We start from the raw sequence: 19404 nt of genomic DNA, 5'->3' as shown, positions 1-19404 counted from the left end.
TTTTTCTCTAAATTAGTGGCAATTCTGCCATTTTTCTAAGCTTATTACATTTCTCAATCTGCTTGTTTGTCAAGCCAAGCTCTTTTATATATTTTTGGATTGTATCTTCTTTTGTTGCATGGATGAGTATATGAACTGCTTCTGTAACAAGAATTAAGTTGCTGTAACTGTCTGTACCGCCTTGTTCAAGCGGTATCTTGTGATGGCAATGTATATCGTTTGGTGTAAGTTTTATACCTGTTACTCCACATCTGCCATATTGAGCTGCAAAGAGCGAGATTCTGTTGTCTGCAAACTCTATACTTTTATCAAGCACAGGGTGTTTCATCAGCCAGACAAGTGTATCTACATCAATTTGTAGATTTTTATGAATGAAAGCTCTACCCTTTACAGTGTATTTATTTACAACCTTTTTCTTGTGTTTTGCGTCCTTTGTCCTGATATATCCCACTGGAATTAGCGGATGTCCATTAAGGAAGCGAAGCTGTTTACTTTTTCCATATTTTTCTTTGATAAATCCTTTGTTTAGTGTTCCACTGGTTTTAATATCAAGTCTATTGTTCATCTGCTTTTTAATGTGAAAGGCTATTTTAGTAAAGTCCAAACTCACGTTTGTTGCTATTTGGTAATAATTATGCAAGCCTGAAACAGTGGCATTATACTTGGCTATTGCTTCGTACTGCTCCTTTTCATTTGCAGGTCTTTTTATATCCGCAACACATTTAGAAATGTCTTCTTTTGCATTTTTCAGTGCCTTATCACTTATATGCGACTGTACAACAAACTTTTTGCCTTTTGGTTTAACCTTAAGCTTGAAGCCTAAGAACTCCGAGTACCTTTGTTTTAGATTTGTTATTTTAGATTTTTCTTCACTTACATTTAGTTTTAATCTGTCTTGCAACCATTTTGTAACTGCCTGATAGGTTCTTTTTGCATCGTAGTAATTACGGCAAAATATCTTGAAATCATCGGCATACCTTACAATGTATATTTCTTTTAGGTTGCTTGTTCTTAAAGCTCTGTAGGTATGGCTTTTTATCTCTGTTCCTTGACTGTTCGTTCTCTGTTTATATGGATAATGAGTGGGCATTGTCAGCCACTGGGAGGACACCCACCAATCTAATTCGTTCAAGACTACATTAGATAGTAGCGGTGATAATATTCCGCCTTGTGGTGTTCCCTTTGTTGGTGTAATTACCTCTTTATCGGGCATAACAATATCTGCTTTCAGCATTTCCTTAATGATACAAAGTAACTTTTTGTCTTGGATTCCCAAATTCCAAAGCTGCCTTATGAGCTTTGCATGATATACGTTATCGAAAAATCCTTGTATATCAATATCAACCACATAGTGTAAGTGCTGTATCTGCATTAGTCTTGCACATTCTGCGATTGCATGTTCCGTACTCCTGTTAGGTCGAAACCCATAGGAACTGTCATGAAACTTGGCTTCACATATCGGCTCCAATATTTGCAAGATACATTGTTGTACAATTCTGTCTACAATAGTCGGTATTCCTAAAGGTCTTATTTTCCCATTAGGCTTTAGTATCTCCACTCTCTTTACAGGGCGTGGTTTATACCAATGAAACTGTTTTTGTATGAGAGAAATGTATTCTTCTTCATTTAGCCTTGATAGATGTTTTATTGTTCTGCCATCTACTCCGGCTGTATGACTGCCTTTGTTCCCTTTGATACTACGATAAGCGAGTTTAATATTTTCTCTTGAAGTTATCAGCTCCATTAAATTTGAAAATACTTTATTCTTACTGCTATCTTCATATAAATCATCAAGGACTTTTTGCAAGTCATAGTATTCCGTATAACGGATTTTGCTTTGTTTCAGTGTTTGTTTCGAAGTGGACACAGTCACCATCTCCTTTCGGATTTGATTTTCTTTGTCATACTCGAAGCTGTGTTTGTCTTAATTTCAGTTCTTGTACTTTCCTGTGACTGGTGGCTATCCCTCCACGAACTTATTATTTTCGCTTCATAGGTACTGTGCCACCGCTTTCACCAAGATAAAGAACGGTTATATGCTGTTTTTACAGTCATTTTCCCATTCAACACTTCATTAGCATTAGACTGCTTCCATGTTCCCAGTTTACCACGTTCCGACAATCTTATCTTTGAATACGTTTAGGTTCTTCCTCTAAGCCTGTGTTTAGCTTTCGCCATATCGCCTGTAACGATATATGGATTTTCATAACAACCATTCTTACTCATCCACAAACACCCCATCTTTGATGGGAATTGCCGTTAGGCAAATTCAAACGTTTAGACCTGTACATTCGGAAGTACGTCAGTGCTTTGGTATACACATTCTCACCATGCGTATTCGACACCCGGCATATAGGCAGCACCGTCCACCTCTGGACAGCTTTCGTGTCTGATGTTATTATCAGTCTTACGGCTGCTCTCTGCCGACTTCACCGAGCTTTTGACAATGAAACAGTCTAATATTCATTGCCAATCGGAGTATCAGTGTAGGCATTTCAGGGCGTTACCCCGTCATTCTACCTATCAGATTGTCAGTTCTCCTAAGTTTTGAACTTTTAGTCCTTCGACTTAGTGCATAAGCTTTTCACTTATGAACGTGTCGCACGATTGTCGTTACCGTAACCTTCCATAAGATTGATGACGCCCCATGCTCCAAGTCCTGCACCTACTGCCATAACCAAAATCTTTAATACATTAACTGCCTGTGTAAAAAATGCCATAAGTTATTCCTCCTCGTTTTCTTCTTTCTTTTCAATCTTGTTATATGACTTCACTACAAAGTTTTTGTAAGTCTTTCCCTCTTTTTCACGCTTCTTAAAGTAGCCGAAGATATGAATCAAATCGCCTTTCTCAAAGGCTTTTGCCTTCTCTGCTTTTTCTCCATAGGCTGCACAGTTGATGTACTCCTTTCCCTTTCCGTACTTTTTTACAAGCGTGAAGTTTGCAACTTCTACCATTTCTCCATCTTTTTCAAAGTTTGAAAAAGTTGGTTCCGCCACTAAGTTGGCGTTGATGTTAATCATTTCTTGTTTCATCTTTTTAAATTTCTCCTTTTCATTTCAATAAAAAAAGCGACCAGAAGTATTACTTTTCCAATCGCTGATACTCTTACTATTTAGTTTTCGTTTAAGTGGGACTTCTGATCCTTATCATCTTGCCTCCTGATTTTGAATAAAAAAACAGCAAATCTTTTTAAGACTTACTGCATTCTTGTAATAACCGTTTCTCTATTTAATTTTGCTTTTCCTTTTCGCTTCATATAGCTTTCTATGTCAAACAAATTCTTCTTGTCATAATCCTCAAGGAGCTTATAATTCTTGTGCTTTGTAATATCGAATTTGTCTGATAGAAATGGTCTGACACCTCTAAGCTGAAAGATACATTTACCACCGTCCATTACAGTAATCTCATCTTGACTCATCAGTTCCTTACCAGTCTTTTGATAGTTTAAACCAAAGCTCTTTTGATTTGACCTTGTTTCCGACGTGTTATACAGATCGATAGTTTCTTTTCCCAGTGTTTCAGACAATTCTTTTAGCGTAGTTTTCTCCTTGCCACCAAGAAACAAGGTACTATCACAGTTACCTACGATTGTATCAGCATTGTCCTTATATATTGCCTTTAGCTGCGACTGAGTCTGTAAGATAATACTTGCTGAAATTTCTCTACTTCTGATGGTTGCAATTAACTTCTCAAACTTTGGGATTAAACCAATATTTGCAAACTCATCAAGGAGGCATCTTACATGAACAGGAAGTCTACCGCCATACACATCATCCGCCTTATCACACAAGAGATTAAATAACTGAGAATACATAATGGACACTACAAAGTTAAAGGTATCATCGGTATCGGAGATAATAACAAAGAGTGCTGTCTTTCTATCCCCCAGTGTATCAAGCTCAAGTTCATCTTCTTTCATCAATTCCCGAAGTTCCTGAATATCAAAGGGAGCAAGCCTTGCACCACAAGAAATAAGAATAGATTTTGCTGTTTTTCCTGTTGCTACTTGTCAAGGACTTTTTAATCAAAATCATCTTTTTTTTCGTCCGATTTTCTCCGAAATTCCCTCAACATTATCCTTTTTAGTTTATCCTGCATAGTTTCACTGCTTTTATCATTAAAATGGACAATCACCTCATAAGTGGTCTTTCCAATCTTCTTTATCGTCTTTGTTCCTGTAGTTTGTTCATTTCTTTTTTCTTGCATATTCTCTCCTTTGCAATAAAAAATGACGATTAGTGATTTTTTCCAATCGTCATTAGCCAATATTTATTCATTTTTTTGATGTTTTTAATTATCCGTATCTATTTCTTTGATCTTTTTCTCTATTTCTTCAATACTCGGCAAACTGCTCTTATATTCTGCTTCAAGTAATTTAGTAATCTCATATTTGCTTATACCTATAGGTTGCGATATTTGTTCTAATGAATATTCACAAACGACATCGTTTTTATCTTTGCAAATAAGAAGTCCAATCGTAGCATTATCTCTATCAGTTTTTAGCTCTCTATTCACTGCTGTTACATAGAAATTAAGCTGTCCTAAATGTTCCGGCTTAAACTTCTCCGCTTTCAGTTCTATAACAATGTAAGAATGGAGTTTCAAATTGTAAAACAGTAAATCAATATAAAAATCATCCCCATTTATATTTATGTGATATTCTTTGCCTATGTAGGCAAATCCCTCGCCAAGTTCAAGTAAAAAATCAGAAATCTTATCAACCAGTTCTTTTTGAAGTTCCCTTTCATCATATCCTTCACGAATGGTAAGAAAATCAAAATTATATGGATCTTTTAATGTCTGTCTTGCAAGATCTGATTGCAAAGCGGGTAACCTTTTTTCAAAGTTTGTTATAGATTTTCCTTCCCTGCCATATAATCCACTTTCAATTTGATGTACAAGTACATTCCTACTCCATCCGTTCTCAATAGTTTTATCAACATAATAGATGGCTTCATCAATGGTCTTGCACTTATTTATTATCCTTTGATTATGTCCCCAAGGTATCTGTTTAATATGGTTGATAACTCTTTCATCAAATTGGGCTACAGGCTGTAGTCCTTTTGAATTTCTGTCGTTATTTTCTATTTTGGCTACACCTTGTAGCCCTTTTATATAAAATGAATACCATCTTCTGATATACTTAATATTTGTTTCAGAAAAACCTTTCATATCAGGAAATTCTTTTTGTAAATCTTTAGCTAACGATTTTATAAAGGCATCTCCCCATGAATGTTGTTCTTTATTTTTTACAATGTATTCTCCCAAAGTCCAATATAAATCTAACAACTCATAATTTACCTTTATTGCAGCTTTAAGTTGGCTACTTCTTACTTTCTCTTTTAACTCTGACAATAGCTTTTTATACTCACTATCACTTGTGATAGACAGCTCTTTATTATCCAAAGGTCATACCTCCTCACTCATAATAATATTTAATTATACCAAACCTATCAATATTTTTCATCTGCTAATTTCCTTCAAGTTGAGTTTTAAAGCTTAATTTTTATCTTAGGTACACTTTGATACCTCTTTTAGTCTTAACGCTCTAAAAATGCCTTTACACCGCCTTGTATGATAGCTATAAATGTTCCCCCTTGTCATAATCTTCAAAAGTTGGAATCTTGCCGGTCTTTTTCTGTGATAGTTTTTCTTTATCCTGTTCATACCAATTAAGGATAGTTACATAGTGGTCTTGATATGTCTTTCCGGTACTCTTGATATACCTTGACAGTTTTTCAATCATCGTGTCGGTATGACTTTGTAGCTTTTCTTGTAATGCCTTATATTGTTCGTCTGTAAGGATAATGTTTTGATATTCTCCATATTTTTTTGAATTAGGGGGCGGGGTGCTTTCTTCTCTCCCCTTATCTATACTAACCTTATCTAATCTACCCTTATCTATACTGGGTTGACCACTTGTCAACCTTTGGTCAACCAAATGACAACCAACCTCTTTGATATACATTCCGTTTTTAGTTTGGGATAGGCTCTGCACCTCGTTTTCATATAAGGTCGGTTTATATCTGTCTTTACGGATAAAGTTGTTGATTTTCCAATGGGTAATGACGATAATTCCTTGTTCAAAGACAATCACAAAGCCTTTGGCAATAAGTATTTTCAGGTCATCTTCATTCGCTCCGATAATTTTGATGATTTTCTTGGGGTTATTTACAAAGCCGTCATCATCTGCTCTCATTGACAAGTGAAAGTACAGGCATTGGCTACTGAGGGGCATATCTAAAAATAAATCGCTATCTACTATCTTTAGTGAAAACATTCTTTTATCTGCCATTTTTCTCTCCTTTCGTTCCTCTTATGCACCGAAACAGTGCGTCTGCTTATCCTATTTACGATGTTATCCCATTTCGGGACTTCATCTTTCGTCCTTCCTGTAATAGTCCTTTGTCCTTTCCTTTCGTTTTTCGTAGGCTTCTTGTTGCTCCTGATATTTCTTAATCTGTGCAATGACACTTGGTTTTTCTCCTCTCTTAATTGCCTTGTCAATCTCAATGGATAGGTCTATGCCATAATCCTCATTGACCGTTTTGACTGCATACTTGATATGGTTGATACTTTCGTACTCTTCTTTGATTGATTGTGATTGTCTGTTGAGTTTCGATATTTCACTTTCAAGGCTTTGGATTTCTTTTTTCCAGTCCTTTATCTTGATAGCCGATGAACCTGTTATCTTTTCAAGGATTGCCCTTGCTCTTTTGTATTTATCTATCTCATCTTTATGGGAATTGTAAAAGCTGTCTTTGAATAGGGATTTACTGTTCCATTCCTCAAAGACTTGTTTGTTATCCTTGATGATGTCTGCATAGATAAAGCATTTATTTAAGTTTTCTATTCTTGTGGTTTTCGCCTTGATGTCTTGACTAATCTTCTTATTTTGGGATTGTAACGTGCTTATCTTTTCTTGTAGGTCGGCTATGGTTTTAAGATTGTTGTCTTTCAGATATATCCTTGCCTTTGAAAATCGTCTTAGGTCTGCTCCTATCTTTTTGTTGCTTGCATAGGGGTTTAACTTTCTTGCTTTTTCTCCCTGTAAGTCATAATAAATACTGATGTACTCATAGAGATTAAAGAGTTCCGCTTTGTTCTCATATTCTTCTTTCTTCTCCTGTTTGTACTGCTCATATTTTACTTGCAGACTTCCAAGTAACGAACCTATCCAAGATGTAAGTTTGGATAGCTCCTCTTTTAATTTCTTAAATTCTAAATTCAAGGCAATGATTTTTCTGTTTTGGTTTCCTCTTTCTGTCTGTATGCCTTTTTTCTCCATTTGGTAACTGCTTGTTCCTAAATGGATTTGCGGAAGTTCTTCTCTGCCTTGTTCTTCAAAGGTGCGTGGATCTATCCTTTTATCTATGTTGTTCCTTGCTAAATATTCGTTTGCTTTCTTTGAAAAGTTTTCTCTCCACTCTTTTGCTTTGTCAGGTTCGTTCCAATCATTCAGATTTACTTTTCTTGATTTATAGTTTCCGCTTTTCAGTTTTATCTTTTCTCCATTTTCATCAAGGATATATTCTTTTCTGCATTTCGGTTTCCATTTTCCCTCCCTATCCATTTCTCTTAGGGTAAGTAAGATATGGGCGTGTGGTTGTTCTTCATGATCGCTTGCCGGCGGATTATGAATATTACAGTCTGCTATCATACCTTTAGAAGTAAAGTTTTCTTCTATAAACTCACTGATGAGTTTTATTCTATCTTCTTCATTTAATTCTCTTGGCAGTTCAAAGAGTAGATTTCTTGCAAGTTGTGAATTTTTACTTTTTTCGATTTTCTCAACTTCATTCCATAGGTATTCTCTATTAGAAAACTCTTTTGGGATATGTTCCGGCAAGAATATTTTTGAGAATACAAGGTCTGTTTTTTTAGAATAGTCATGTGTTTTTCCATAGTATTCATCTTGTAGCTTATCTCTTGCATTATATGCAGCTTTTGCAATCACGCTTGCTCCTTTTGACCTTGCCACAATATCTACATGGGTATGCAAACTTTTGATTTCCATTGTCTTTTTCTCCTTTGTCTGTTTTCAATTTTGGAATTTTGCTATCCTAATGTTCAGGTGGTATCTTCGCTCCCTTTTTCAAAGGGCGCAAAGATACACCGACTACATTCGGTGCTTTGCGTTCCTGCGGAAAGCTATTAGCTCCGCTAAGGAAACAAAAACGCTAAAGCATTTTTATTTGTTCAAGGGGGCTACTCCCCCTTAGTCCCCTGTGAACTTTGCTTTTTGTAGATTTTCAAATCCACAAAAAAGCAAAGTGTTAAACTATTTCTCACTCTGCCATATCCCAATTTCCATATTCATTTTTATATCTTACCTATTCTTCATCTGTAATTTCTTCAAAATCATCTTCTATATTTTCATCTTCAATATTTAAGTTTTCTTCAAAGACACTCCCTTTTTCTCTTAAATGAATTTCTGTAAGTTCTTTTAGCTTTTCTCTATTTCGATTATCGGAAAGCACATAATCTAAAAAGGCATAGATTAAATCATTATTTGTTTCTTCCTGCATACCTGTAATTTCTCTTTCAAAGGCTTCAAATACTCCACCTTTTTGTACCTTTCTTTTTGTTTCAGCATTCCTTTTAAGTTTGTTTATCTTTTGATTGAGTAACTTTGCTCTGTTTTGTGCCTTTTCTATTTTGTCGTTTTCTTTTTTCAATTGATCAATCGCTTTTTCTAACTCTTTCATTTTAATTTCCTCCATTTCAATATTGTTGCGTTCCAAACAAAGAAAGGCTAAGCACCTTTCTTTGATACTTAACCTTTCAGCATTTTTTAGAATTTATCTTCTAAAAGTTTTCTTAATTTCTCTAAAATCTTATCCCTCCTTTTTCCGATTGCCTGATAGCTTCTGTTTTTTCTTTCTCCGATAGACCGTAAACTCTCCTCTCTGAAAAATATGGCAGTAATGATGTCCCTTTCTTCTTCTGTAAGAGAATTTAATGCCTTATTCAGTTCTTCGATTTGCATTTTTACTTCTACAATTTTTTCAATATCAATGCTTTCATCTACGATGTTATCTATAAAATGTCCGTCATAATCAAATACAGAAAAGGGAAGTACATTATACTTCCAATCTTTTCTTTGGAGATATTTTTCATGCTCTGTTATCTTCCAATAGGCTTTGTAGACTTCTTCACTTACAGGTACAGCTTTCCCTCTAACATAGATGTAATATTCTTTTTTACCCATTGTGCTATCCTCCTTTTTCTGCTCTCTGTTTTTGCTTTTTGAGAATAAAAAAAGGAGGACTTCTACACTTTGGCGTAAAATGTCCTCTGAATTGAAAAGAGTTTACCTTTTCTTTAGATGTATTTAATTGTTTGAGAGAATAGACAACTATAAGGCAAATAGAAATTTTTATTATTTATTTCTTTTGTATATAAAGATTTTTTCATCTTAATCACCCATCCCTTATAGTTAAATAATGTTCATACATCAAACCTTTCTCATTTTTTCTTTTGTCTTTTGAGCTACCTAACTTTTTGTAATTTGTTGTTTTCCCATTTTCCTAAGTTCATTAAGCATTAAAAACAGCCCAAACATAATCATACTAAAGTCTACGATAGGTTCTGTCCACCAAACTGCTGACGCTCCAAATGCCTTTGGAAATAGTAATATTGCAGGAATAAATAAAACTAACTGTCTAAGCATTACAATCATGCCTGCTTTTTTCCCATCTCCTATGGATTGGAAAAATGTAAGTGTCATAATCATAATTCCATATAAGATGAATGTAGAATAAAACATCTTAAAATTTACAACACCAACTTCAATAATCTCCCTTCTCACACTGAATAATGATAGTAATTTTTCTGAGCAAAACATTGATGGTATCCATGAAGCTGCTGCAAGAATTGTTGCACCATACATAAAAATCTTCATCGTATCTTTTACTCTTCCGTATTGTTTTGCTCCGAAATTAGCTCCAATAACAGGTTGTAAGCCTTGACTCATACCCCACAGTGGAATAAAGGAAAACATATATAATCGCATTGTAGCAGACATCAAAATTCCCCAATCATCTCCTCCATACGCAAAGGCTTGCTTAAACAAAAATGTTTGCTGTACTGCAAATAAAATTTGCATCATCATTGCTGAACTTCCTATACTGAACATTTCGCTATAAATTGCCTTGTATTTTTGAATTTTATGGATCCCTACAAAAGCACTTTTCTTTGAAAAATAGTGGAATGTCAATATTGCTTGTACAATTTGAGATATTACAGTTGCAATAGCTGCACCTTCAATCGCATATTCACCCATCAACTTCATAAAAATAGGATCTAAAATAATGTTTAATATAGCTCCCGCTCCCATAATCATCATTGATTGCTTTAATGCACCTTCGCCACGCATTGTCATATTTCCCGCTTGAGCAAAATTCACAAATATAGAGCCAAAGAAAACTATTCTTAAATATCTCACACCAAGTTCTTTAATATTTCCTTTAGCTCCTACCAAATCTAAAAAATGAGGTGCAAAAACCAAACCCAATATCGTGATAATTACAGAAAAAAATATTACCCAGTAACAAAAATTCCCGAATATTTTATCTGTCGTTTCTTTATCGCCCTTTCCGATTGCTCTTGATAGTATTGAGGCACTGCCGACTCCAATCAATGCCGATATTCCTCCATTTATAATCGTTAAGGACATAGATACACTAATGGCTGACATAGCATAATCACCAATGAGCCATCCTGCAAACACACCATCCATAAATGGATACAATCCTATGACAATCATCCCGATTATTCCGGGAATTGCCAACTTAAATAACAGTTCTTTAGGACTTTTGGTTAATAGTTGTGTTTTCATATCTTCTTTCATCGTATCATTCTCCTTTACCTATATTTATTTCACAAACTCATATACTTTTCCGTTACATCTATCTATAAATTCATAATCGTGTGTGATTATGATAATTATCTTTCCTTGTTCGGTCATTTTATTAAGAAATCCAATCAAAATATCCATCTGCCTTTTACATAATCCACTTGTCGGTTCATCGAAAATTATGATGGGCTTCCTGCTCAGCATTGACATAGCAAGTAATAATCGTTGCTTTTCACCTCCTGATAATGAATTTGGGTGCATTTCTTTTTTATCAAATAAGTCTACCATCCTCAAAATTTCATTTTTTAATTCATCCTCTTTAGTAATAGTTGAAATTTCTTGCCATACAGATTCTGTAAAAAGTTGATAATTAACATCTTGCATAATCGCAAAAATATTTTCACATCGTTTTTTTACTTTTACTCCGTTATAAAACACCTCTCCTATTCCTCTTGTCAGCCCCATCAACAAATTGATAAAAGTGCTTTTCCCAACACCATTTTGACCAATGATGAAATTAATACCGGATTCAAAGGCAATACTGAAGTCAAAGATTTCCTTTCTTTCATATTTTTTTTTGAAATTCAAACAAGACAATGCTTTACAATCAAGATCTGAAGAATTTTTCTTTAACACTTCTACTTGCTTATATTTCCTGCTTAAAAAATTGTTTTTAGAAATCGCATTAAAACTCCTTAGATTGTGTTTTTCAGAAACCTGTTCAAAGAAATCATCACAAAACTGCTCTTTTGTGTATTCTTTATAAGTTCCATTTTCTATCACACACAATTTATCAAGCATATCTTTCAGATAAAACAATCTATGCTCCACAATGATGATAATTTTCTTTCTTTTTTTCAGTTCCATAATGGCATTCTGTAAATGCTCTATTGCAACCTGATCTAAGGAAGATGAGGGTTCATCCAACAAGATAATTTCATTTTCAGAAATCCCGCAAGCTGTTACTGCAATCAACTGCTTTTCGCCTCCGGATAATTCAAAAATATTTCTGTCCAATAATTCTTTTGTACCTAAAACCTCTGAATAATACTGAATTTTATCTAAAATCAAACCTTTGCTTATGTTTCTATTTTCTAACTGAAAAGCCAGTTCATCGGTTGAATTGATACAATAAAATTGTGTTTTAGGATTTTGAAACACTGTGGATATAAATTTAGATCGTTCCAATATCGTCAAGCCAAACAGTGATTTTCCGTTAAATACAATATCTCCTTCTAATTCTGCATTATTGTATTCCGGAATAATTCCATTAATAACTTTTAGTAAGCTACTTTTTCCTGTTCCTGAATGTCCTGTAATGACGGTTACTTCACCGGGTTTGAAAATCATATTTATATTTTTCAATATGCTTTCACCGTCAAAACTCACTGTTAAATTTTGTAATTCAAGCATATTTCCCCCTCATATACAGATAGATTATCCATACCATTATTGAGAAAAATATATAATCCATAAGTCCCATATATGTTTCACTAATACTTGTCCTCTTTTGATTTACAGCCAACCCTTTCGTCATAGCTGATACCGTCAAATCATCTGCTGCTTTTGACAGGCACATCAATAATGGCACAAATCTATATTCAAATAATAAAATCGGACTCTTTATTAACTTTTTAAGCGTCAATCCTCTCAAACGCATAGCTTTTTTTATATGACTATAATCAATCCTTGCAGCATAAAAGAAACGTACCATTACCGTCAAGGGAATGGCTATTTCATCAGGACATTTCATTTTTTTTAATGAGTAAATGCTTTCTCCAACATTTGATGTAAGTATGGTATATCTCCCCATCAAAAATGCGGGGAGAATTTTTTTAATAACCATCACTATTATCAATAAAATTGCAACCACAGGATTGTAATTAAGCCCTATCAGAAATTTATCAGCAGCATAAACAAACAAAAGAGTAGCCACTCCAATAATAGCTACTCTTATATATTTTGCGTTAATTAAAAGTATTATCGGAATTGTGGATATTAAAATGGCTTGCACGAAATACTTTGTTTGAATATTGCCTAATACCATCACATATGAAAGAACTATCGTCATAAAAAGTTTTGTACGAAAATCAAGTTTGATTATCATCCTAACTCTCCATGAAATCTTATTTTTCCATACCGGTTTTTTTGAAGTGTTTTTTTAGAAATGCCATTCCAATGCTACAACCTATATATGCACCGATAATTCCTACTATTGCCATTACAACAATAATCCAATTTGGCATAACACTAAGCATCTTATCAATGAACTCTTGATCGTATCCTTGTTCTAACATTTGCTTAATATATTCATTTCTTGATATAAAAATTGGAAGCCAATTTCCTAACGTGCAAAGAGGAGCAATTGAAAATGCCAATCTTGCTTTCTTTACATTGGTATATTCTCCTGATTTCAAAATTATTTCAGCAATAATACCGGCGATAACAGCCGTTAATAATGCCCAAGGTCCATGTCCCATAGCAACATATATCAATGCAATCAATAATGATTGAATAAAAATCATTCCTCTTTTTTTAATCTTGGTAGAATATAGCATATTTACAGGACCTACCAAAACTCCCTGTGCAAATGGGACAACCGGCATTAAAACCGGAACCATTGCTAAAAATGATCCAATCATCATAAATATGAATCCTAATACGGAAAATAATCCTATATTGATTAAATCCTTTACCTCTAATCGTTTGCTCATTTGAAACCTCCTAATTGTTTTAATTTTTCTTTTCTACATCAACAATATAATTTATCATTGTATCTTTTATATATCGTTTATGCTCGCTATAAGACTTTCTCGCACCTAAAATTTCTGAACTTAATATCAATCCATTGATATAATTCACTAAAAAACCGTCACCAAATATATCTGCTTTAATTCCAAGCTGCTTGGCGATTAAATTCAGCTCATTAGTCGTATTAAGTTTCAATTCTTGATACAACTTTTCCAAATCCTCATTATATTTTTTTGCCTGTAAAAGGAGCGTATATAATCTCATCAAATCTGTATCAGCCAGTGACTTATCAACCAAAATATCACCCATTTTCTGATATTTATCTTTGCCTCGATTATTTTCCAAATACTCATTTATCAAGCTATTTCTATAATCATTACCATCAAGCATTAAGTCTTTAAGCATTTCATTTGTACTTGCATAATGATGATAAACACCCCCTCTACTCATACCTATCTCTGTAATAACATCTTCCATCGTTGTGCTTTGAAAGCCTTTTGTTAAAAAACATTTTTTTGCAGCTTCTCTAATTTTCTTTTTTTTGATTTGTCCTACTTTTTGTTTTTCTTCTTTCAAGCTAAAGACCTCTTTTCTACTCAACAAATAAAAACCGACAATGTCGTCGGTTTTTATTATATACTATATGATAGTTAATGTCAACTAACTATTGTATATCATTTTTGTTTTTTAAATATTTTTCTATACTCACTTACTGGTATCCCTGTTCTTTTCAAACTCTTTAGCTTTTCCTGTTTTTTCTCCTCTCGCCTTGCCTTATATCTGTCCTCATATTATTTTTGCTTGCCGTTTGCTTTACGTTTCAAGTAGTTTTGATGAAGCCTGTCTTTTCTTGCCCGTTCTTTTTCTTCCTCCTCCCTTAATTTCTGCATTTCTTCTTCGGATAATTCTTCTTTCGGCGGTTCATAGTTCCCGATAAAGTTGAAGTAGATTTCTACTTTCTGATTGGCGGTTTGACTGCCTTTTCGATCTCGTTCGTGGACTAAGATTTTTTCTACAAACTCGTTGATGATGGTCGGTGTCAGTTCATCAAAGTTATCATAGCGTTCAATCAACCGGATAAACTTTTTGGCTCTGTTGGTTTCTTTTTCGTATCGCTTGATGGCTTTTTCCAACCCATCGATTTCTTTGCTGAGTTCTCTTTGCTCTGTTTCATACTGATTATTTAAGATTTCATATCGGGTATTCGGTATCTTCTCCAATATCATATCTTCGTATATCCGACACATTAAACGTTCCAGTTCCTGAAGCCTGTTTGTACTATCTGTGAGCCTTGTCCTTTTCTTTTCCATTTCTATTTTTTCGCTTTCTTCCATTTCGTTTTGAATGGAATGGAGAAAGGCTTCGTTATCTTCATCAAGGCTTTTCTTAATGTCTTGTAGGGTGCTTTGAATGAGCTTTAAGACTACTTCCGCTTTTATCCTGTGAGCGGAGGGACAAAGCGTTCCGCAAGGTATTTTTGTGTAGGCACTGCAAGTATAATAGGGGATATTCTTGTAGTTGCTCGTTCTGTGAACATACATTTTACTGCCACAATCGGCACAATACATCAGTCCTGTAAGGGGGTGGTATTCGCCCCAACCGTCAGGATACCGTTTGACATTTCCTCGTATTCTCTGCACATTATCAAAGGTTTCTTGGTCGATAATCGGTTCGTGGGTGTTTTCAAAGATGAGCCAGTTATCTTCGGATACATATTTACTTTTCTTGTCTTTGAAATGCTTTCTGGTTTTGAAGTTGACGGTATGCCCTAAGTATTCTTGTTTCTTTAAGATACTTGCAATCGTGGAACTGCACCAACGATACGGATATTCAAAGACTTTGCTTTGATGTAGTCCATATCCCAATTTCTGCTGATGATAGGCGGGTATGTCTATCTTGTCGGCTTCTAATATCCTTGCAATGGCATAGGGTCCTTTTCCGTCCATTGTCAGATGAAATATTCTTCGGACAACCTCTGCCGCTTTTTCGTCGATAATCCACTGATTTTTATCGTCCTTGTCTTTGATATATCCATAGGGTGGACTGCTTCCTGTATGCTTTCCGCTTTCGCCTTTGGCTTTGAATGTGGACTTGATTTTCCTTGAGGTATCTCTCGCATACCACTCATTCATAATGTTTCGAAAAGGAGTAAAATCATCGTCTTTGTAAAAGCTGTCTACATTGTCGTTTATGGCAATGAGTCTTACTCCCTTTTGTCTTAATATCTCCATACATTGACCGACTTTGAGGTAATCTCTGCCAAGTCTTGACATATCCTTTACGATGATACAACCGATATTTCCTTGATTAACTCCGTTCATCATTGCCATAAATCCCGGTCTGTCAAACTGTGTTCCGCTGATTCCATCATCGGTAAAATGAATGCTGTTGAATAGATTATTTTTGCTTGCATATTCTTCAAGGATTTTCTTCTGATTGACGATCGAATTGCTCTCGCCTTGTAGTTCATCATCTCGGCTTAACCTCTCATACAAAGCGGTTATTTTCTCATAATTTCTCACGATTACCTCCTTTCGCTCAAATTCTTCAATAAAAAAAGAATTAAGCAAAACATCTTTCACTAAAATTGTGATGAAGTGTTCTTCTTAATTCTATTACTCCGGCAGCAAGTTTATATTTTTTATATTGCTTCACCGCAAAGTGCGTAGGCTCTCTTTTTTCTAAGGCTTCAAAGAGTCTATCTATTGGATTCATATAGGTTTCATCATCTTCTCTAACTTCTGAAGCATCTATCATATCAAGGAGTGTTGCAAAATTCTTTTCTTCCTTTGGAGCTTCATAGAAGATATATCCAATCAGAGCTGTATAGTAGAGTTTTTCGGCTTTGACCCAAAAATCTTCCCCCGCTTTTTCACCCTCTCCCTTAGTGTTTGCGATGATTGTCTGTACTAATTTGAGTATATCTTTTTCACTTCTGAGATAAGCGAATGGATTGTACTTCATGCTCTTTTTGAAGTTAATGGTATTTAAGATTTTTATCTCATAGCCGTTATCTTCAAGCATCTTTCCACATTCAAGGACTATCGTTCCTTTCGGATCGGTTACGCAATATGACGAGTGCATCTGCATTAAGTTAGGTTTGACATAAAATCGGGTTTTTCCACTTCCTGAACCACCGATTACAAGTACATTTTTATTTCTTGCATACTTTGGATTTGCCGGTCTGCCATTCATGGTTAATCGTTCTGTTTGCGTAAGTAGGATATTGTTTTGAAACTTTTCATCCATATATGGCTCTATATCTTTTTTCGTTCCCCATCTTGCCGATCCATACTCTTTTCCCTGCCTAAACTTTTTAGCGTTTTTTCCTTTTGTATAGACAATGAATTTGATTAAAGCAGCCACTCCTATACCTATTAAAATATCCGCCGGATGAATACTCGGAAGAAAGCTCATTGTGTTAAGCTCTAATATCCCCTGAAATATTTTATCTATCACATCTCCTCCAACATAGCTTCTTACATGATGGGAAAAGATATTTCCTAAATAGAAAAATGCAAGATAGGGAATGTTTTGCTTTGCAAATTTCGCCTTATCCTGCACCTTAAATAAGCCTCTGATGTCCTTTAATATCTTATCTATCATAGGCTCTGCTCCTTTTGTTTATTCTTGATTTTATCCTTTGAAACAGAGTTCTTTGCCATCTCTTTGAACTTCTCAATATTCTTATGAATGGACTCTTTCCTTTCCGTTTTCTTTTCCGATTCTGAGAGGGCGTGTTTAAAGGCTTTCTCCATAACCTTCATATCTTTAGCTTGAAAGAATACAGAGTTTTTACCTGTCTCTTTATTTTTCATCACTGAAAATTTAACACCGTATCTATTCAACTCTTTTTTAAGTTCTTTAAGCTCAGCTTCTTCCACTGGAATTTCTTCAAGCTGTCCCTTTTTAATCATATCTTTTAGCTTTACTTCATTTCCGTTAGCATTAACCAGCTTTTCAAGTCCTCCAAGTTTCTCTGCTTCTTTCATCAATTTTTTTAATAAGTTTAATAGAACTTTTCCAGTAACTTTACCAGCATTTATCTCCATATTTAAGGTCTTTCTTGCTATTTCTTCATTGATCAACTTCTCTCACCTCCATTCAATAGTCTGTCTTTATTACGGTTAAGCTTATCCTTTTGAATAGCCTTTCTAAAATCTTCTCCTACAACCATAACAGGAATACACATCTCTATAATTCGTGAATAAATCCTCTGATACTCCACACTTTCTGTACAATTTACAATTGTGTCGTAAGAAAGGTTTGTGGTGAAAATAGTCGGTTTCTGTTTTAAATACCTGTTATTCACAATGTTATATACCTGCTCTTTAGCATAGCTTGTATCTCTTTCAATTCCTAAATCATCCAAGATAAGAACAGACGTATTCACAAGCGATTCTATATATGCGTTCTTGTCAAAATCAAATCCTCCCTTTTGCAGTTCATTGATAATCTGTGAAAAATTTCTTATTTTAATGCTTATTCGATACTGTTCAATAAGGCTATTTGCAATGGAGCAGGCAAGATAGGTCTTTCCGCTACCTACTGAGCCATAAAAAAGGAGTCCGATATTTTCTTTTTTCATTTCCTCATATTTTTTTACAAAGTTCTTTGCAATGATCAAGCTTTGATTTTCTTCTCCCTGATAATTTTCAAATGTGTATGACCACTGAATAATCGAGTTAAAGCAGCTACTCTTTAATCGTTCAATCTCCATCTGCTTTTGTCTTTCTTTTTCTCTTGCATCTCTATCTCTATCGCATTTGCAAGAAATCTTAAATATCATCTTGTTATCAAAGAACTCCATCACTTTTCCGTCTTTTCTTTCATGACAAACTTTACAAAATGCGTGTCCGTCCTTGATATATTCTTTTTCAGGATCATAAGAATACTCTACATCCTCTAGCATTACTTTTTCTAATTCTGTCATCATAGGTGTTCTCCTTTATCATATTCTTCCCATGTCGGGATATTTGATGTTTTCACTTCTTTGCTTTTCCCCTGATCTTTATAGAACCAAGAAAGGATTGTCGCTTTATGATCTTTATAGGTCTTTCCGGTGCTTTTGATATATGCAGATAATCTTTCAATGTAATTATCAAGCTGTGAGTTCATTATGATTTGTAAATCGGATATATCTTCTGCCGTTAAAAATACATTTTGAAATGTTCCAAGCCCGTTTTCACCAAAACTATATTCTCTCTTACTATACTTACTCTTATTATTCTCTATATAGTTAGAGTCAAGATTTTGAACTTCCTGAAGTTCATTTTCTTTACTTCTGAGGTTAAAATCTTTTACTTCTGAAGTTAAGTTTTCTGACTTCTGAAAGTCATTTTCTTTTACCGCTAATATGCTCATAAAGTCTTTAACATATATGACATTCGGCTTACCAAGCCCAAGCCTTACTCTTTCAATCAGTCCGATTCCTTTTTTCATATCGAGTTCATCTAATGTTTTTATAGCTGTCGGCTTTGAGATATTTCTTCTTCTCATAATTTCTTCAACAGTAAAATAGATAAATACTCTGCCTTCCTTGTCCACCCAATTATTCTTAAAGGACATTCCTGTTCGTTTCAAAAGCATAGAATAAAGGATAATTGCTTCAGCAGACAGTCCCTTAAATTCTTCTCCGTCTACCAATATTTCAGGTACTTTTAGAAAGTTAAATCTTTCTGCTTCTCTATTATAGAAATAGTCAAAGTCCATCGCCTCACCTCCTCTCCTTAAAAATTTGCAAAGAAAAAGACGATAGTTTTTTCTTCTATCGCCTTTGGTAACCATTTTTA

Annotated in this window: 16 protein-coding genes and 4 pseudogenes; all 20 read right to left on the bottom strand. The window is 34.5% G+C overall.

Annotation, left to right across the window (positions count from 1 at the left end):
• Window positions 1-7: 7 nt before the first annotated feature.
• Window positions 8-1867: a group II intron reverse transcriptase/maturase gene (ltrA, locus tag ANG_RS02065; protein ID WP_025271590.1), complete on the bottom strand. Its 1860-nt coding sequence runs from the start codon at window positions 1865-1867 to the stop codon at window positions 8-10.
• 724 nt (window positions 1868-2591) lie between these two features.
• Window positions 2592-2720, bottom strand: a pseudogene (locus ANG_RS10830) (Maff2 family mobile element protein); the annotation flags it as partial.
• A 3-nt stretch (window positions 2721-2723) separates the two neighbouring features.
• Window positions 2724-3035, bottom strand: a complete 312-nt coding sequence (locus ANG_RS02055; RefSeq protein ID WP_003034023.1) for a hypothetical protein — start codon at window positions 3033-3035, stop codon at window positions 2724-2726.
• 164 nt (window positions 3036-3199) lie between these two features.
• Window positions 3200-4012: pseudogene (locus tag ANG_RS02050) on the bottom strand (VirD4-like conjugal transfer protein, CD1115 family); the annotation flags it as partial.
• An 11-nt stretch (window positions 4013-4023) separates the two neighbouring features.
• Window positions 4024-4209, bottom strand: a complete 186-nt coding sequence (locus ANG_RS02045) for a transposon-encoded TnpW family protein (protein WP_009429691.1) — start codon at window positions 4207-4209, stop codon at window positions 4024-4026.
• 84 nt (window positions 4210-4293) lie between these two features.
• Window positions 4294-5409, bottom strand: a complete 1116-nt coding sequence (locus ANG_RS02040; protein WP_025271589.1) for a PDDEXK nuclease domain-containing protein — start codon at window positions 5407-5409, stop codon at window positions 4294-4296.
• Between the two features lie 175 nt (window positions 5410-5584).
• Window positions 5585-6298 (bottom strand): hypothetical protein, encoded by a 714-nt coding sequence (locus tag ANG_RS02035; protein WP_020999662.1) that lies wholly within the window; start codon window positions 6296-6298, stop codon window positions 5585-5587.
• 81 nt (window positions 6299-6379) lie between these two features.
• Window positions 6380-8020: a MobQ family relaxase gene (gene mobQ / locus ANG_RS02030; protein ID WP_020999663.1), complete on the bottom strand. Its 1641-nt coding sequence runs from the start codon at window positions 8018-8020 to the stop codon at window positions 6380-6382.
• Between the two features lie 316 nt (window positions 8021-8336).
• Complete coding sequence (locus ANG_RS02025) at window positions 8337-8711, bottom strand: hypothetical protein (RefSeq protein ID WP_020999664.1); 375 nt, start codon at window positions 8709-8711, stop codon at window positions 8337-8339.
• 86 nt (window positions 8712-8797) lie between these two features.
• On the bottom strand, window positions 8798-9214 hold the full coding sequence (locus ANG_RS02020) for a sigma factor-like helix-turn-helix DNA-binding protein (RefSeq protein WP_020999665.1): 417 nt from the start codon (window positions 9212-9214) through the stop codon (window positions 8798-8800).
• Between the two features lie 285 nt (window positions 9215-9499).
• Window positions 9500-10855 (bottom strand): MATE family efflux transporter, encoded by a 1356-nt coding sequence (locus tag ANG_RS02015; RefSeq protein WP_020999666.1) that lies wholly within the window; start codon window positions 10853-10855, stop codon window positions 9500-9502.
• Between the two features lie 24 nt (window positions 10856-10879).
• Window positions 10880-12274, bottom strand: coding sequence for an ATP-binding cassette domain-containing protein (locus tag ANG_RS02010; RefSeq protein WP_020999667.1), 1395 nt, complete (start codon window positions 12272-12274; stop codon window positions 10880-10882).
• Complete coding sequence (locus ANG_RS02005; protein ID WP_025271588.1) at window positions 12267-12968, bottom strand: energy-coupling factor transporter transmembrane component T; 702 nt, start codon at window positions 12966-12968, stop codon at window positions 12267-12269. Before ANG_RS02005 ends, ANG_RS02010 begins: the two co-directional genes overlap by 8 nt.
• A gap of 19 nt (window positions 12969-12987) precedes the next feature.
• Window positions 12988-13575, bottom strand: a complete 588-nt coding sequence (locus tag ANG_RS02000) for an MptD family putative ECF transporter S component (protein ID WP_009525612.1) — start codon at window positions 13573-13575, stop codon at window positions 12988-12990.
• 19 nt (window positions 13576-13594) lie between these two features.
• Window positions 13595-14188, bottom strand: a complete 594-nt coding sequence (locus ANG_RS01995) for a TetR/AcrR family transcriptional regulator (RefSeq protein WP_020999669.1) — start codon at window positions 14186-14188, stop codon at window positions 13595-13597.
• A gap of 98 nt (window positions 14189-14286) precedes the next feature.
• Window positions 14287-16134: pseudogene (locus ANG_RS01990) on the bottom strand (DUF4368 domain-containing protein).
• A 97-nt stretch (window positions 16135-16231) separates the two neighbouring features.
• Window positions 16232-17218 (bottom strand): annotated as a pseudogene (locus ANG_RS01985) (type IV secretory system conjugative DNA transfer family protein); the annotation flags it as partial.
• Window positions 17215-17700, bottom strand: coding sequence for a PcfB family protein (locus ANG_RS01980; protein ID WP_003034039.1), 486 nt, complete (start codon window positions 17698-17700; stop codon window positions 17215-17217). The pseudogene ANG_RS01985 and the gene ANG_RS01980, both read right to left, overlap by 4 nt.
• The gene (locus tag ANG_RS01975; protein ID WP_025271587.1) at window positions 17697-18548 is read right to left on the bottom strand and encodes an ATP-binding protein; all 852 of its coding nucleotides are present in this window, start codon (window positions 18546-18548) and stop codon (window positions 17697-17699) included. Before ANG_RS01975 ends, ANG_RS01980 begins: the two co-directional genes overlap by 4 nt.
• A complete protein-coding gene (locus tag ANG_RS01970) occupies window positions 18545-19324 on the bottom strand; it encodes a replication initiator protein A (protein ID WP_003033989.1) in 780 nt (259 codons plus the stop codon). Before ANG_RS01970 ends, ANG_RS01975 begins: the two co-directional genes overlap by 4 nt.
• Window positions 19325-19404 lie beyond the last annotated feature (80 nt).

The organism is Streptococcus anginosus subsp. whileyi MAS624 (assembly GCF_000478925.1).
GTDB lineage: Bacteria > Bacillota > Bacilli > Lactobacillales > Streptococcaceae > Streptococcus > Streptococcus whileyi.
Note: the sequence above shows the minus strand (reverse complement) of the source record. Positions and strands in the feature narration are given on the sequence as shown.